A 16459-nucleotide genomic window follows, 5' to 3' on the forward strand; every position below is an offset into this window, starting at 1 on the left:
CCGACGACGGCCCGGCCGGCGCCCGGGCGCGAGCGCGGGCGTCGCGGACGTCAGTCCATGCCGGTTCGGCCCGGGGACCAGAAGGGCTTGGTGATCACCGACCTGCGGTCCCAGCCGTGGTCGGCGACCAGTCGGTCCCGGACCAGCTTGACCGTCTTGGCCTCGCCCGCCACGTAGGCCACGCCCGGCGTGGCGGGCAGCGCCAGCCGGCCCACCGCGTCGGCCAGGGTCGCCGAGGAGGCCGCGGACGCGTCGCCGCGTTCGAGCCAGGTGAGCCGTTCGGCGTGCGGTATCGGCAGCCGGTCGGCCGCGGTCGCGGTCTCGATCACCCCGTACACGTTCACCGCCGGGCCCACCGCCGCGATCATCGCGCCCAGCGCGACCGACGCGGTCTCCTCGCCGACGAACACGTGATACGGCGCGTCCGGACGCAGCACGAAGCCGCCCTCGGGCCGGCCGAACCGGACCCGGTCGCCGGGCCGCGCCGCGCGACCCCACGCGGCTCCGGGCCCCGTGTCGCCGTCGTGGTCCAGCACGCACAGGTCCAGCGTCCCGGCCCGCGGGTCGTTGCCCCAGACCGAGTAGGTACGCAGCAGGTTGCCCGCCCCCTGGCGCCAACCCGCCATCGAGAGCACGTCGTTCACATGCACCCGGACCTGTTGTCCGGGCCGGCAGGACAGTCCGCGCAGCGCGTCGTCGTGCATCCGGATCCGTCGCATCCGAGCCGCGATCGGCTCCGTCTCGACGACCGTGGCGGACAGGAACACCCGGTCGAGCAACCGGCCCATCGGGCCTCGCCGCCGACTCGTCTCGCGGTTCACGCGGTCCTCCCGGAAGTGCCCGAGTCGGCCGAGGCGCCCGCGCGGTCGCGATAGCCCATCGCGACCGCGGCGGTGGCCACCAGCAGCAGGCCGCCGACGACCAGGAAGCCTACCGACATCGCGTCGGTGAACGAGTCCACGACCCGGGCGTGTTCCGCGCCCCGGGTCCTGGAGAGTTCCACGGCCGGTTGACCGGAGAACCGGCCGGCCAGGATGGTGCCGAACACCGCGACCCCCAGCGCCGCCCCGACCTCCCGCGCGGCGGTGTTCAGGCCGGAGCCCAACCCCGCCTGGTGTTTGGGCAGTTCGGAGACCACACCGAAGGAGAGCGCGGGCGCGCACAGTCCCATGCCCGCCGAGAGGATCAGCAGGAACCCGGCGTACACCGCGTACGGGGTACGTGCGTCCACCGTCGCCATGCACAGCAGCCCGATCCCGATCAGGCTCAGCCCGAACACCACCAACGGCCGGGTACCGACCCGCTGTTGCGCCTTGACCGCGATCTTCGGCGCGAGGGCCATGCCGACCGTGAGCGGGATGATCGCGAAGCCGGTGCGCAGCGCCGAGAAGCCCTTCACGTATTGCAGGTACTGGGCGTTGATGAAGAACAGCGAGAACAGTCCGAAGAAGCTCGCACCGATCCCGAGCACGCCGGCCCGCAGCTTGGCGGACGTGAACACGCGCGGGTCCAGCAGCGGGTGTTCGGCACGGAGCGCGTGCACCACGAAGCCGCCCAGGAGCAGGCCGCCGAGCGCGAAGCCGCCGATCACATGGGTGGAGCCCCAACCGAACTCCGGGCCCTCGATGATCCCGTACAACACCGCGACCAGGCCGGTGATCAACAGCGCGGAACCCATCGGGTCGAGCGCGGCCGGGTGGGTGGCGGTTCGCGGGGTCACCCACTGGACGATCGCGGCGAGCACCGCGGCCAGCGGGACCATGATCCAGAACAGGCCCTGCCAGGGCAGGTATTCCTGGACCAGACCGCCGCCGACGTTGCCGAGCAGGCCGCCCAGGCCGACCGCGAGTGTCCAGGACGCCATCGCCTGGGGCCGGCGTTCGGCCGGGAAGACGTGCATCAGGATCGACATGGTCGCGGGCATGATCAGCGCGGCGCCCGCGCCGGAGACGCCCCGGCCGGCGATCAGCGTGGCCGAGTTCGTGGCGAGCGCGCTGACGCAGGCACCGGCGGCGAACACGCCGAGCCCGGCGAGCAGCGCGCCCTTGCGGCCGTAGCGGTCGCCGAGCGCGCCGGCGGGGATGAGCAGGCCGGCGAAGACGATCACGTACGCGTCGACGATCCACAGGATGTTGTCGGCGGACGGATGCAGCCGGGACGCGGCCAGTTGCGGAATGGCCAGGTTGATCGCGGCGACCATGCTCTGCGCGACCAGCACGCAGGCACACATCGCGAGGAGCACGGCGCGCGACGCGCCGGCGGGTTCGGTTTCGGATTCGGCACCGCCGGCGCGTGGCGCCGACGTGCCCAGGACGGGCGTGGACATGGGTCCCCCAGGAGCTGACCGACGAAGGAGGAAGGGATGTTGCGGGGACTGCGTGTCCGGACCCGTTCACCGTAGGCTGAGCAACCGATTGACTCCAGTGCATGTTTTGCATGGAAAGGATGCGTGTGACGCAATCCGGGATGGACCTCAACCTGCTGACCGCGTTGGACGCGCTCCTGGAGGAGTGCAGTGTCTCCGGTGCGGCGCAGCGCATGCACCTGTCCGAGCCGGCGATGAGCCGGACGCTGGGCCGGATCCGCAAGGCGCTGGGCGACCCGGTGCTGGTCCGGGCCGGCCGCTCGATGGTGCCGACGCCGCACGCACTGGCCATCCGGGCCGAGGTGCGCACCATCGTGGAACGTGCCACGACCCTGTTCGCCGCCGCCGGCGACGTGAACCTGGGCACGCTGTCGCGCACGTTCACCGTGTGGTCGCACGACGCGTTCGCCGCCGCGTGGGGCGCGCAGTTGTTCGCGCGCGCGGCGCGTGAGGCACCGGGCGTACGACTGAAGTTCCTCGCGGAGAGCCACGTCGACACCCCGGCGCTGCGCGAGGGGGTCGCCGATCTGGAGGTGGGCGTGATCGACACCACTTCGCCGGAGGTACTCACCGAGCACCTCTTCGAGGACCGGATGGTCGCCTGCGTGCGGGCCGGTCACCCGCTGCTGCGCGGTCGGTGCACGCCCGAGCGGTTCGCCGCCGCCGAGCACCTGATCGTCTCGCGTCGGGGCAGGATGCACGGCCCGGTCGATGCGGCGCTCGCCGAACTCGGGCTGGAGCGGCGGGTGGTGGGCGCCGCGCCGACCTTCCCGTCCTCGCTGTTCATCCTCGGGGCGAGCGATCTGGTCGGCCTGGTCGCGGGCCAGATCACGTCGATGGTCGAGGGCATGGGGTTGCGCACCTTCGAGGTGCCGTTGGAACTGCCGGCGCTGCCGATGGGGTTGGCCTGGCATCCACGCAACGACGCCGACCTGGGGCACGCGTGGCTGCGGCAGTGCGTGCGCGACGTGCTGCTGGAGACACTCGGCGGGTGAGTCCGAATTCGCGCCGGTCGCACCCGGTCGTGCCCAGCCGTGCCCGGTCGTGCGCCCGAGGGATCAGTTGTCGAGGCGCATCAACTCGATGCGGGTCCCGTCCGGATCGGCCAGGAAGATTAGTTCGGTCGAGCCGGTCTCGCTCGGCAGGCTCGCGCGCGTGTCGGCGAGGAGGGTGCCGCCGTACTCCACCAGCCGCGCCGCGGCGGCGTCCACGTCCTCGACGGTGAAGGACAGGTGGGTCAGCCCGAGCTGGTTGCGCCGCCGCGACGGCTCGCCGAGCGGGTCCGGCGACGCGTAGTGCAGCAGTTCGACGACCATGCCCGCCTTGGCGATCATCTGCGAGACCAGACGCACGTCACCCTCGACCTCGAGGGTGTGTGCCACCTCGTTGCCCACGTCGTAGCGCACCACGGGGGTGAAGCCGAGACCGTCGCGATAGAACCGCAGCGCGCGCTCCAGGTCGGTGACGCACAGACCCAGGTGGGACGCGTTGTAACTGATGGCGTCGGACATGGCGCGGCTCCCGGGTTTACTGACGATGCGTCAGGTCGGCTGGTGTGCGCACGCTAGCAACGGCGGGCGCAATGATCCACTGCCGCGTCCCGACCGGAGTCGACCGGCCCACGTTTCGATCGACCCTGTCGACGGGACGTGTCGATCGGCCGCGTCGAGCCTCCCGCCCCGCTCAGTCCGCGACCAGGTCGCCCTCGAGCACCGTGATCGCGCTGCCCGACAGTCGCACCCGGTCGCCGACCAGTTCCACGCCGACCGTGCCGCCGCGTGCGGACAACTGCGCGCCGGTCATCCGGCGAAGGTCCAGCCGCGGGGCCCAGTACGGGCCGAGCGCGCAGTGCGCGGACCCGGTGACCGGGTCCTCGTCGACGCCGACCGAGGGCGCGAACGCGCGCGAGACGAAATCGGCCCGACCGGTGCCCACCGCGGTGACGATCACCGCCCGATACGGCAGCGCGGCGATCATCCCGAGATCCGGGTCCACCGCGCGTACCACCGCCTCGGACGCCACCTCGACCAGCAGGTCGTCACCGCCCGCGGCCACCCGGATCGGCTCCACGCCCAGGGCCAGGCCCAGATCGGACGGGATCGGCACCTCGCGCGGCGGCAACGCGGGGAAGTCCAGGACCACGCCGGCGCTGTCCAGCGACGCGCTGAGCACCCCGCTGCGGGTCGCGAAGCGGATCCGCGACGTGTCCGCGAGGCCCTGCCCGAAGAGCACGTGCGCGGTCGCCAGCGTCGCGTGCCCGCACAGGTCCACCTCGGTCTGCGGGGTGAACCAGCGCAGCCCGAAGTCCGCGTCGGCGCCCGGGTGGGCCACCGCGAACGCGGTTTCGGAGTGCCGCAGTTCGGCGGCGACGGACTGCATCCAGGCGACGTCCTCGGCATGCGCGGGGTCGGGCAGGCACACTCCCGCCGGATTGCCCCGGAACGGCTGGTCGGTGAACGCGTCCACGACGAAAATCCGCATGCCCGTCACCGTACCCAACGACGTCGAACACGCGGGCGGATCCACGACCATCCGAACCACACGACGCCGACGAACGCGAGCGTGCCCAGGCCCACCAGCAGCCACGGCCACCAGCTCAGGTTCACCCGCTCGTCGCCCCGATAGAGCAGATCGTCGCCGGACACCTCCGGCCCGAGCGTGATTCGGGTGTTCGGCAGGTGCTCCTTGAACGACTCGGCCAGCGGGGTGCGCACCTCGCCGACCACCCGCGCCCTGGCCTCGTAGTGGCCGGCGTCCGCCCACATGCCGTCGGTGCGATGTGTGCGCGCGGCCAGATTGACCGAGAAGTAGACCGGTTGGCCGGGCGCGAGCAGCGGCGCGCCGTCCTTGAGGCCGACCATGCCGACACCGTCCACCCGCAGCCGGGTGACCTGGAGCGGTACCCGGCTCGTGGTCGCCACCAGGCGCAGGCACAGTTCGCGGCCCGAGGACAGGTCGAGTCGGGTGTTCGGCGGCACCGGCTGGAAGGTCCGGCAGTCCAGCGCGTCCGGCTGCTCGGCGGGAGGCATCAGCCAGGTCGCCCGGACACCCTTGTCCTTGTCCGCCTCCACGATCCGGGCGGCGGCGCGCAACTGCAGGCCGGTCCGGGCCTGGGTCAGGCCGGTGCCCGGGTCGGCCGGGTCGTCCCGGAGCACCTTCGTGTCCGGCAACACCCGCTGCAGCACCGGCCCCGCGCTGCTGTCGCTCGCCAGCGGGATCGCAAAGCCCGCGATGCCGCGGCCCTCCTCGCCGAGCCGGTCGAAGTCCTTGCGCAGGTCCGGGCCGACCGTGTCGCGGGCCGCGTCGGTGAGCAGCAGGACCCCGTTCACCGAGTTCGGCGCGGAGGTGCGCAGCACGGTGAGCGCCCGGTCGAGCGCCGTGTTCACCTCGCTGGGCATCTCCGCCCGGATCGGCGGCGGGCTGTCCGCCGGGCCGTTCTCGGGCGGGTCCGCGGCACGTACGGCGGGCAGCCGCTCGGCCATCGCGGCCGGGTCGGTGACCGGTTCCAGGCCGTTGCCGTACTCGGTCGCGGTCGTGTCGAAGCTGATCAACGAGACCCGGTCACGCGGGGTGAGCCGGCTCAGGAACGTGGCCACCGCCGAGCGGACCGAGGCGTAGCGCCCGGTGCGGTGCATCGACGCCGAGGTGTCCACCAGGATCACGTAGTTCATGCTCTCCCGATCCGCGCCCAGGCTCGCGATCAGCCGCTCGGCGCCGTACGGATCGGCCGGCTCGGCGGTGACGACCGTCGCCGGTCGCCGGGCCGCCGCGGCCTCGCCCGAAGGCACCGCGGTCGACAGCGCGAGCAGCGCGAGGATCACCGGGAGGGCCAGCGCGCGCAGCCCGTCACCGTGTTTGAGCGCGGTCCGCAACTGTTTGAGATGGCGACGGAACGCATCGAATTCGTCCTGTTCACGTTCGACGATCAGCAGAGCGGCCTCCGGCCCCCAGATGTGCCCCGCGATCAACACCCGGATCGCCCGCAGTTCCTCGCGGGCTTGCGCCGGGGTCGGTCCACGGGCGGTCAGTTCCCGCTCCAGATACGGCAGCAGCAGGTCGCGCTCACGATCGGGCGCGCCATGCCACCAGCGGCCGACCTCGCGCACGTACAGGTCGCGGCGGGAGCGGGCCGGGCCGTCCACGATCTCACCCGCCCACACCCGGGCCGCCGCGTCGGCATTCACTCCGCGCAACGCGTCGCGAAACCAGCCGCTCGCGGCGCGCGCGGCCAACTCCGGGCGGGCCCGGGCCACCGCCGCCCACCACGCGTTGTCCAGACCGGGCAACTCGGCGAGTCGGGCGTCGGCGAGCACCGCGTCGGCGACCGCGGCGGTGACCGCCGGATCACCGGCGCGAACCAGTTCGCCGAGCAGTTCGGCGGTCACCGGCACCGCCCGCAACAGCGCGGCGATCCACCCGGCGAAGCGTCCCTCGGCGACCGGCTCGTGCCGCAGCGCCAGCAGGTCCGCCGCCACATACGGCCCGTCCATCGGCGCGCCACCCAGCGCCAGCCGCAGCACGTCGGCCCGCACCCGGGCGGCGACCGGCGCCTGCGGCCCGAGCGGTCCGCCCAGGAGAACGGCCAGGCCCTGCGCGGCGGGATCCGCGCGGCGGTCGGTGAGCGGGACCAGGGTCGGCCACAGGTCGTGCAGGACGGCGGCGATCGTGGCCTGGTCGGTGTGCCCGGCCACGCGCAGCGTGAACACCGCCTCGGCGGGCGGGATCTCGGCGGGTCGCAGCCGCTCGCCCGCCAACAGCGCGTACGGCGCCAGCCATTCCGGAGCGCGGTCGTCCCACGGCCGGATCACCTCCAGCCACGCGCGCAGGTCGGCTCCCGAGGTGTCCAGGAGCCGGCGCAGCACCACCGGGTGGTTCCACAGCGCGTCGTAGAGCGCGGGCACGTCGGTGGTCGGCGCCGGGCCGAGCAACCGGCACAGGTCGGCGACCAGCGCCTCGGGCGATATCGTGTCGCCGTCCGCCCGGCCCGCGCCGTTGGCGGTGGGATCCGCGCCGCGCGGCGCCCGCGCGGCGGTGCCGGCGGGCGGGGTGGCGTCGGCCAGCAGCGGCGGGACCGGGCCGAGCAGGACGTGTACGAGCCGATCGCCGCGCCCGGCCGCCACCGCGGTGTTCCAGCCGACCGCCAGGCCCGCCGGTCGGGCGCGCAGCGCGGCGGCCATGTCCCGGGTCACCTCGTCGCCGTCCTCCGCCCGCCAGCGCTCGGCGATCGGACCGGACAGCGTGGTCTCCCCGCTCAACAACCGGTCGAGCGCCGACGGCGGGCGGCTCTCGGTCGCCGGCGCCCGCGCCGCGGGGCCGGCCGCGGCGGCGCCCACGAACGCGGCGGCCGCGCGCCGCGCGTCGGCGCCGGATCCCGCCCCCGTCCCGACCCCCGTCCCCGCCAAAGATCCGGCTCCGGCCCGTGCGCCCGCCTCGGCGAGCAACCCCAGCACGTGCTCCCCGGCGGCGGGTGTCCCGGGGTCGCGCAGCGTCGCGAGCGCGACGACCAGCGGGTCGAGCCCGATCCGGCGGCGCAGCGTGGTCAGTTCGCCCAGGTAGGCCCGGGCCGCGGGTTGGTCGGGCACCGCCGGCACACCGTCCAGGGCGACCCGCACCGTGCCGGGCGCGGGCACTCGGCCGAAGGCGAGCCGGGGCCGCAGCCGCCCGGTGGAGCCCATCGAGGTCGCGAACCGCAGTCCGGCGCGGCAGCCGTAGGGCAGCAGCGCGGCCACCCGGTCCAGGAGTTCCAGCCGGGCCCGGGTGTCCAGGCGGTCCGCGCCGGTGATCACCACCGGGCCGGCCAGGACCGCCGCCGCGACCCCGGCGAGCCATTCGAAGTCGCCTGCCCGTACGGCGACCTCGGCGGGCGGGCCGGGCAACCGCACCCGCAGGGGTCGCTCCCGGTCGGTGGGCAGGTCGATGCCGCGAAAGGCCAGCCACAGCGCGGTGTAGCCGGCGCCGGCGGCGGCGATCTCGGCGTACGGCGCGGTGAAATAGCGGACGCCGTCCGGATCGCGCAGGGTCATCGCGACGAAGGGGTCCTCGCGCCCGGTGCTGGTCAGTCCGACCCACCCGGGCGGCGCGTACTCGTCCAGCGTGGGCCGCACCAGCCGCTCGAAGTGCGTCCGCCGCTCCGGCCCCGCGCTGCACGCCGGCACCGCACCGTCGTGGTACCAGGCCCAATGCGCCCGCAACGTGCCCGCGGTCTCGCGGGGGCGGTCGTGTCGGTCGGTCGCGTCCACGTGAACCTTTCTGTGCGCGGGATGCCGGTCGCGGTCGGGGCCGGTCGTCCCGCCGGGGGTTCAGCGGGGCGGCCGGGGGTTCGGCGGCTGGGTGACCGGTGCGTCCACCGGTTTCGGTTGTTCCCCGGGATCGGTCGATATCATCCCCCCGGACCCCTCGATCTGCGGATCGGGCCCGGGCGACGCGGGAACGATGGACGGTCGGGGCGGCACCGGAGCCGCCGGCGTGCCCGGTGCCGCCGGGGCCGGTCGGGGCAGCGTCCGAACGCGGATGCCGTACAGCATCGTGCTCTCACCGATGCGCAACCGTCGCCGGGCCGTGTCGACGGCGCCGCCGTGTTCGTGCCGTGCGGTCACGGTCACACCCCGACCGGCTCGGGGCCGACGCCCTCTGGCGAGGAATGTCGTGGTGGCGCCGGCCGACGACGGGTGTTCGTGCACCCACCGGTGCCGCAACCCCCGAACCCGGAACGGGGCACTGTCGGGAAACGTGTGCCGCCGGTCCTCCAGGCTCAGTTCGATGTAGACGTCCCTGGGGAACAGCCGCCAGATCGCGGTCGTCGCCGCCGCCGTGAGCACCAGCGTCAGCGCGAGCGCCTCCCACACCCACCAGGAGACCGATCCGCGCACCCGGCCGGTGTAGTCGAGCTCGCCACCGAGCAGACGGGGGGCCGTGTACGGGCCGTCGACCCGCAGCAGGGCGGCGAACTCGGTGGCCCGGGTGGCCGTGACCGTCCCGCTCAGCGTCGTGGCGGCCGAGTAGTCGCGCGATGTGCCGAACAGGTCCGATCGGCTCCGGTCCCGGGCCCGTAGCTCCACCGGGAGCCGGCGCGGCACCCCCGGTTCCACCACGATCGGGGTGCGCGGCAGTCCTCGGTCCAACTCGGGGTCGCCGGTGCGCAGATCGGTGACGGTCGTCGAGATGTGGCGCGAACTCGACGTCAGGGTCAGGCACAGCACGGTGCGCGTGGACAGGTCGACCGGCCCGATCGGGGCCGTGGAGTCGGCGCAGTCCGCGTCGGACGGCCGTACGCCGGGCCGGGAGGCGGGTCCGGGGCCGAACGTGGCCCGGACCGTCGCGGCGCCGTCCGCCCGCACCAGCTCGGCGCCCTTGCGCTTGCGTGCCTCGTGTTCCAGGGCGCGCAGCCGCGCGGCCTGTTGGCTGACGGTACCGCTGAGGGTCTGTGCCTGCGGCAGCACCTCGGCGATCAGGTTGACACCGCGCGCGTTGTCGCCGAGCGGCAGCGCGTAGGCGTCGATCGGGCCGCGCCGCTCGACCGCCTTCGCGTACTCCTGCTTCAGCGTCGCCCAGCCGGGTGCCTTGGCGTTCGCGAACTCCGGATTGTCCGGCGCGTACAACTCGGCGTCGGTGAGCACCACGATCACGGTGGGCGGCCGATACCCGAACGCGGCCCGGTCGTCCCTGGCGATGATCTCGGACACCGACACCATCGCGGCGCCGAAGTCGCTCTCGGTGTCGTTCGGTGTGGGCAGCGAGTCCAGGAAGGCCGCGATCGCCCGGTCGCCCTGCGGCGCCTTGGTCAACGGCAGGTGGGTCGTGGTCCTCGCGCCGAACCTGATCAGCGAGATCCGGTCGCCGGCGGGAACCGCCGGCAGGAAGTCCTTCAGCGCGGCCTTCGCCGCGTCGTAGTTGCCGTCGTCGAGCATCGAGGTCGACACGTCGAGGACGATGTAGAAGTCGGCCGGCTGGGCGTCCACGGCCAACTCGTCGAGCAGTCGCGAGGTGGCCGCCTCCGGGTCGGCGGGCCGGGGATCGTCGGCTCGCCGGGCGCCGGTCGCGGTGGGCGCGCAGATCAGGAGAACCAGCAGGAGGACCAGCAGGAGGAGCGGGAGAAATGCCGTCGACGCACCGAACCCGCCGGGCGGTACGAGCCGGGTCGCCCGGTGGTCGGGGCTCCGTCGGGGTCGGGACATCGGTCATCCCTCCTTGGCCATGCGCGTGGCTCGCATCCCCAGGATCGGCTCGACGATCCCCTGCGGTCGTGGCCGGCCTTCCAGGCGCGTGCGGTCCGAGGTGACGTTGCGGCAGCTCTCCGGGTCGATCGGTACGCCGTCGGGGCTGAAGAAGCCCACGGAGCTGGTCGCGTAGTAGCGGATGCGGTCGAAGTGCCGGTCCAGCAGCGGCGGCAGCTTGTTCGCGGCCGACGCGCCGAACGGCCCCGCCGGGTCGCACAGCCAGTGGAAGAACGCCTTGGGGTCGCGAATCCGGATCCGACCGTGGCGGTCGAGTTCCGTCCACGCTCCCCATCTGGCCGCCCTGAACAACCGCATGTCGTCGATCTTCGTGACGCATACGGCGAGTTCGAGGGGCAGCAGATCCACGGACCGCATCCGCGGCTGCTGCACGGCGGAGGCCTCGCGGAGCAGCTGCTTCAGGTCGGCCAGACCGTGGCCGGCCTCGCCGATCGGGTCGAACAGGAGGATCAGGCCCGTGCACTCGTTCAGTGTGGGCTGCACCGCGTGGGCTCGGGTCTCGGCCAGATTCGGCAGGTCGTGCACGGTGGCCACGAATCGGGTGCGGTCGGCGAACCGGCGCAGCAGCGGGGTGCGCGGGCGGCGACGGAACAGGAATCGACAACGTTCCGGGTGGCTGGAGACGCCCGGATCACTGGAGGTGATCGACTCGGGCAGGAGCGTGCCGGCCCGAAGCACGGCCCGGGACTTCTCCACGAAGGCCAGGGTGGCCCCGTCCGCGCCGAAGACGTTCCAGCCGGGGACGTGGTGTCCCGCGTCGGCGCCCTCCTCGACGCGGCGGCGGGTCTCCGCGGCGGCGTCCTCGACCATCGCGAGGAACGTGCTGCGGCCCGAGCGCCGCGCACCCCACAGCGCGATCCGCTTCTCCCGCACGACGCCGTCGGCGGGACCGCGCTCCGCGTCCTCGCACAACGGATCGGCCGCGCGCACGATCGGTTCGGTCATCGGCGCTCCTCCTTCGTACCGACCTCGGTCCCGATGCCGCCGGGCCGGGCGATCAGGTCGAGCAGCAGCGGCGGGCCGCCCGCGTCGGTGGCCGCGTCGTGGCCGAACCGCAGCAGGTCCGCGGGGGCGCAGCCGCCCAGCGTGAAGCATCCGCTCGCGCCCAGCAGGCGCCACGCCTTCAGGGTGCGCGCGGCGGCCGGGGACGCCGGCGAGCGCGCGTGCCCCGCGTCGTCGGTCACCAGCACGTGCCGTACCGGCCGAGCTGCCTGAATCGCCGTCAGGTCCTCGTCCCAGCGGTGCCGATTGTTCGAGCGGGCGGGGTCGGCGCCCGCGATGTAGGGGTGCGGGCCGCGTCGACCGACGGTCACCACGAGGGTGGGCCGGTGCGGCGACCAGTCCAGCGCGTTCCCCCGCAGGAGCGTGAACACGTGCTCCAGGGGCGCGGCGTGGGGGTCCACGATCGCCGAGCCGGTCCAGTGTGCGATCGCGGCCCGAGCCGCATCCGGGTCGGTGAAGTCGACCCACCGGAGCGGATCGTGCCCGGAGCGCCAGGGTTGCGGGTGGTCGTCGTAGCCGATGACACACGCGCGTCCCCACGGCATGTCGTCTCCCGCGCGGCCCGCCGCCGTCAGCAGCGCGCGGACCAGGTCGAGTCGGGCCCGGGTCGAACTCGGCTCGCCGCCGAGTTCGACCGCGACCAGCAGGTCGCAGAGCGTGCGCTCGCGATGCCAGTGCGGCCGCGGTGGCGCCGGGCCACGCGACACCGGGGCCACCGGGCGGATCTCGGCGGGCCCCTCGGCCACCGTCCAGGCGGCGCCGGAGACGGGAGTGAACCGCAATCGCCCGGAGGTGGGCATGCCCACGGTGAACCGGACCTCGCCCGGCGGCGCGACCACCTTGACGCGTTCCAGTTCGGACCACTGCCGCGGATTCGCCGAGTCCGCGACGACCACCGCCACCTCGTGCCCGTCCACCGCGCCACCGCGCAGCCCCAGGGTGACCTCGGCCAGCGGCGCGCCCGCCGCGCCGGGGATCGCGCCGCGTTCGAGCAGCACCTCCCGACGTTCTCGGCCCGGCACCCCCGGGCCGGGATCCACACCGACCAGGTGCATGGCGTGCCGGACCGGCACGTCCAGGGCCAACCGCTCCACCAGTCGGGGCAGTTCGACCTCCTCGGCGGCGAACGGACCACCCCGCAGCACCGCGGCCGGCGGCAGGATCTCGTGCACGAGCTCCGCTGCGAGCGCGCACCAGGTCCAGTCCGGTCGGCGCTCGACCAGTACGAACGCCCATGCCTGCCGTGCGCGACCGGTGGCCGACGCGCGCAACTCGGCCAGCGAACCGGCCCAGGTCTCGCGCAGTTCGCGCCGCGCTCGCGGACCCAGCGGCTCGGGCCTCTGCGCGGTGCCCACCGCGGGGCTGCGGCCCACTCCGCCGGCCAGGGTCAGGTCGCGGGCGGCGGCGTCCTCGGGCAGCCACGGCACCGCGCCGCGCCATTCCAGCCGGGCCCAGTTCCGTGCCGGTACCCGGACGAAGCCGTATTCGTCGATCGTCACCCACTGGGTGGACAGGTGGCGTGTGCCGATCTCCAGGAACAACAGCAGATCCAGCTCGCCGGCGGTCAGCGCGGTGAGCAGGGTCAGCGCCGCGGCCCGTCCGGACGGCGCGAGCGGTTCGGCGGCCGGGAACGCGGTATCGGAGCGCACCGGGCCGTGCCGGACCAGCTTGGCGAGGTCGTCGGGAACGCCGTCGTACCCGCGCGCGTGCGCCACCCGGATCGCGGCCGCGTGGTCGAACGCCCGCGCCGCGTCCTCATACGCGGTGGGTCCCGGCGCCGGCGGCGGCCAGTCACAACGCGCGCACGGCCCGGCGTGGGGCATCACGCCCCAGCACACGGGGCACACCACCTCGCGCGCTCCGCCCTGCTCGTTCACCGCACCCGGGCCCGTCGGACCGCCCGCCCCGAGTTGCTCGTCCGTGGCTGAACTCCTGGCACGAATCCCCCCGTTCGTCCCATTCGGCAGGCCCGACCCGGGAGTCGCCGGCCGGTGGCACGCGCTCGTGGGCGACGGTGGCTCCCGCCGGGCAGGCCTGCTCGCAGTGACGAGGACTTACCCGCAGTGGCCGATCGTAGTCCCGCGCGTGGCCGAGTCGAGGTGTTTCCGTCGGGTTGTGATCGGACCCTCACTCGCGGGTGATCCCACCGGCGGTCAGTCGACCACCAGCGGCCCTTCCAGCACGGTCACCGTGCCGTCGAGGCCCGCGAGGACCAGTTGCCCGTACGAGCCGCCGGCCACGAACACGCCCGAATCGGAACGAATTTCGGCCAGCCGCCGGCCGGTGTCCGCGTCGTAGGTGCGAATGCCGCCACCGGCACCCGCGACATGCACGAGCGCGCCGACCGCCGTCACCCGCAACTCCGGCTGGGGCACGTCCACACTGCGCCAGACCACCTCCCCACTCGCGCCGTCGAGCGCGTACACGAACCCGTCCGACGTCGCGGCCAGCACCCGTCCGGCCGCCGGCTCGGGCGCGGTCACCACCCCGCCGGCCAGCTCGGTCGACCATGCGATATCCCCGGTGTCCCAGCGCAGCGCGGTGATGCCCCGGGTGGCGAGCGGCACGTACACCAGCGCGTCGTCCGCCATCGGCGCGCCGTGCGCGGCACCGGACAACTCGACCTCCCAGGAGGGCGTTTCCGGGTCCCGATCGAGGTGCCACGCGCGCGCTCGCCCGGTGCGGTCGAGCACCGCGCCCCACCCCTCCCGGGCGCAGACGCCGACCGGCGCGCCCGGGCCGTCCGCGGGCCGCGCCCGCACCCGCCCGTCCGCGCCGCCGACCAGCGCGACACCGCCGTCCAGGGTTGTCGCGAGTACGTCCCGCGCGCCGATCGGCGCCAGCGCGACCACGGCCCCGATCCCGACCTCGACCGGCGGCGACATCGCCTGTCCGCGGGCCAGGTCGTATCGACACACCATGCCGGACTCGGTGCCCGTCCACACCGTCCCGGGGGTGAGCACCGGCGCGCACCGCGTGGAGCCGCCCGCCACGGTGGGCCATCGGGCCAGGCCGGTCAGCGGATCCAGCCCGACCAGGTTGCCCGCCGTGTCCTGCACCAGGATCAGGTCGTCCAGCACGATCGGCCGGGCGCGGATCCAGTCGCCCATCCGCAGGGTCCACCGGTGTACGAGGTCGCGTCGGCGCAACAGCGGGCCGCCGGCCCGGGCCTCCAACCGGCTCGCGCGGTGCTGGTAGTCGGGGCCGAGTCGATACAGCAGCGTCGCGCCGACTCGCGCCAGCGAGCGGCTGCGCGGCCCGATCAGCCCGACGGTGGCGGGCTCGCGCGCGGTGAGCAGGTCCTGGAAGTCGAACTCCGCGTGCCCGAGCCGATCATGCACGAACTCCGCGACCCGGAAGTACACCTCCAGGGCGGAGCGCCGACTCATCGCGGTCAGCAGCGTCTCCCGCACGCTCTCGTCCAGGTCGTACTCGGCGTGCTCGCCGCGCTCGTGCTCGTCGCGTTCGGCCGACTCGACCAACAGGCCGCTGAGGAACACCTCGGCCGCGAACGCGGGATCCTCCGCCTCGAGCACCGTAGACTGCACGACCCGCATGGTGGCCAGGCTGATCGGCGCGGCGGCGAGTTTGCCGAGCAGTTCGACGGCGGCCGGGGAGGCGCCGGCGCGGAACTCGGCGAGCCGTGCCCGGGGGGTGCGTTCGTCCTCGGCGGGCACGACGACCGGCTCGGCGCCTCGGACCGACGGCCGGGGATCGAGCACCCACGCCGGATTGGCGAACTCGCGCCCGCGGTCGTCGGTGATCATCCGGGTCCAGCGGGAGAACTCGCTCCAGCGACCGGCCGCCGCGTCCGCCGCGTCGCCCGGTCGCAGGCCGTCGGGATGCAGGCCGATCACCGGGATGGCGATCCGTTCGGACGGACGCAGCCAGCGCGTGGTGTGCCGGAGTCGAAAGCTCGACCGACGTCCCGGGCCCACGCCGTGACCGCGGAAGACCACCGGCGTGACCGGGATTCGCGAGCGGTCCCACCACCGCCTGGGCAGCAGGTTCAGGAAGACCACCGGGCATTGCCCGGCCCAGGACGCCAGCATCGCCGAGGTACGCGGGTCCGACCAGGCCGGGCCGACGCCATCGCTGATCACCATCACGATCCGCCGGCCGGCGGGACCCACGGGCGCGGCGTTCGGGCTCACCGTGCCGAACGGGGTGCGCAACACGGCGGCGCCCGCCGACTCGGTGTCCAGCGTCCAGGTGCGCACCGAACGAAAGGTTCCGTGCCCGCCGACCAGCCGGGTGAACTCGGCCAGCAATCGGCGCCACGGGCCGATCGAGGCCGAACCGTCCACGACGAGCGCGAGTTCGAACCAGCGCTCTCGGGCCGGGTTCAGGACCGGCACGATCAGGTCGGTGAACGCCGCGTGCTTCGCCGTGGCGTCCTCGTCCAGCACGACCGAGTCCGGCGCCGGGCCGAAGTGCCGCAACCGGCGCAGCAGTCGGGCCAGTTCCAGGCGATCGGGCAACACGGACGCGGCCGGCGGCGGGGGTCTGCCGAGCCACGCGGGCACCGGCAGGCCGGTCGTCCGTGCGCCGCCGGACCCGGTCTGCTCGACCGACTCCACCTCTTCGGGCACCACCGTGTACGCCTGCGCGGTCCCCGGGTCCGGTCCGCCCCAGTCGCACAGCCCCGACTCGTCCCGTGCCTCTTCCCGTCTTCGCCCCGACGGCGGCTGCGATACGTCCGCGTGCCCCGGGCCGGGGTGCGCTCCCGCCTCGACCGAGGCGGTCGGGGTCAGGGCCTGCGTGCGTCGGTCGCCCGCCGCGGTGATCGCCGCGTTCAGCCAGGCCCAGTCCAGGACCGCGTCGACGGTGACCCCGATGGGGTCCGCTTCCGCCATCG

Annotated in this window: 10 protein-coding genes; 1 reads left to right on the top strand and 9 read right to left on the bottom strand. The window is 74.0% G+C overall.

The window, feature by feature from the left end; genetic code table 11:
• Positions 1-50: 50 nt before the first annotated feature.
• Both ACZ4FV_RS19095 and ACZ4FV_RS19100 read right to left on the bottom strand, forming a co-directional pair.
• On the bottom strand, positions 51-821 hold the full coding sequence (locus ACZ4FV_RS19095) for a siderophore-interacting protein (RefSeq protein WP_395872256.1): 771 nt from the start codon (positions 819-821) through the stop codon (positions 51-53).
• The gene (locus tag ACZ4FV_RS19100) at positions 818-2326 is read right to left on the bottom strand and encodes an MFS transporter (RefSeq protein WP_465322943.1); all 1509 of its coding nucleotides are present in this window, start codon (positions 2324-2326) and stop codon (positions 818-820) included. Before ACZ4FV_RS19100 ends, ACZ4FV_RS19095 begins: the two co-directional genes overlap by 4 nt.
• Before the next feature lie 119 nt (positions 2327-2445).
• Here ACZ4FV_RS19100 and ACZ4FV_RS19105 point away from each other — a divergent pair, with 119 nt between their 5' ends.
• Positions 2446-3360: a LysR family transcriptional regulator gene (locus ACZ4FV_RS19105; RefSeq protein ID WP_465322944.1), complete on the top strand. Its 915-nt coding sequence runs from the start codon at positions 2446-2448 to the stop codon at positions 3358-3360.
• 63 nt (positions 3361-3423) lie between these two features.
• Here the strand turns inward: ACZ4FV_RS19105 and ACZ4FV_RS19110 are convergent, their stop codons facing one another.
• The 7 genes from ACZ4FV_RS19110 to ACZ4FV_RS19140 all read right to left on the bottom strand — a co-directional run bounded on the left by ACZ4FV_RS19110 (position 3424) and on the right by ACZ4FV_RS19140 (position 16457).
• Positions 3424-3876, bottom strand: coding sequence for a VOC family protein (locus ACZ4FV_RS19110; protein WP_402229931.1), 453 nt, complete (start codon positions 3874-3876; stop codon positions 3424-3426).
• Positions 3877-4048: 172 nt separating this feature from the next.
• Entirely contained in the window at positions 4049-4846 is a 798-nt protein-coding gene (locus tag ACZ4FV_RS19115) for a PhzF family phenazine biosynthesis protein (RefSeq protein ID WP_402229929.1), read from the bottom strand.
• Positions 4847-4851: 5 nt separating this feature from the next.
• Entirely contained in the window at positions 4852-8604 is a 3753-nt protein-coding gene (locus ACZ4FV_RS19120; protein WP_465322945.1) for a VWA domain-containing protein, read from the bottom strand.
• Between the two features lie 60 nt (positions 8605-8664).
• On the bottom strand, positions 8665-10539 hold the full coding sequence (locus ACZ4FV_RS19125; protein WP_465322946.1) for a VWA domain-containing protein: 1875 nt from the start codon (positions 10537-10539) through the stop codon (positions 8665-8667).
• A 3-nt stretch (positions 10540-10542) separates the two neighbouring features.
• Positions 10543-11544 (bottom strand): hypothetical protein, encoded by a 1002-nt coding sequence (locus tag ACZ4FV_RS19130; protein ID WP_465322947.1) that lies wholly within the window; start codon positions 11542-11544, stop codon positions 10543-10545.
• Positions 11541-13478, bottom strand: coding sequence for a hypothetical protein (locus ACZ4FV_RS19135; protein ID WP_465322948.1), 1938 nt, complete (start codon positions 13476-13478; stop codon positions 11541-11543). Before ACZ4FV_RS19135 ends, ACZ4FV_RS19130 begins: the two co-directional genes overlap by 4 nt.
• Positions 13479-13754: 276 nt before the next feature.
• The gene (locus ACZ4FV_RS19140) at positions 13755-16457 is read right to left on the bottom strand and encodes an SAV_2336 N-terminal domain-related protein (protein WP_395872239.1); all 2703 of its coding nucleotides are present in this window, start codon (positions 16455-16457) and stop codon (positions 13755-13757) included.
• Between the last annotated feature and the right edge of the window lie 2 nt (positions 16458-16459).

This window comes from Embleya sp. NPDC025285, from assembly GCF_055558835.1.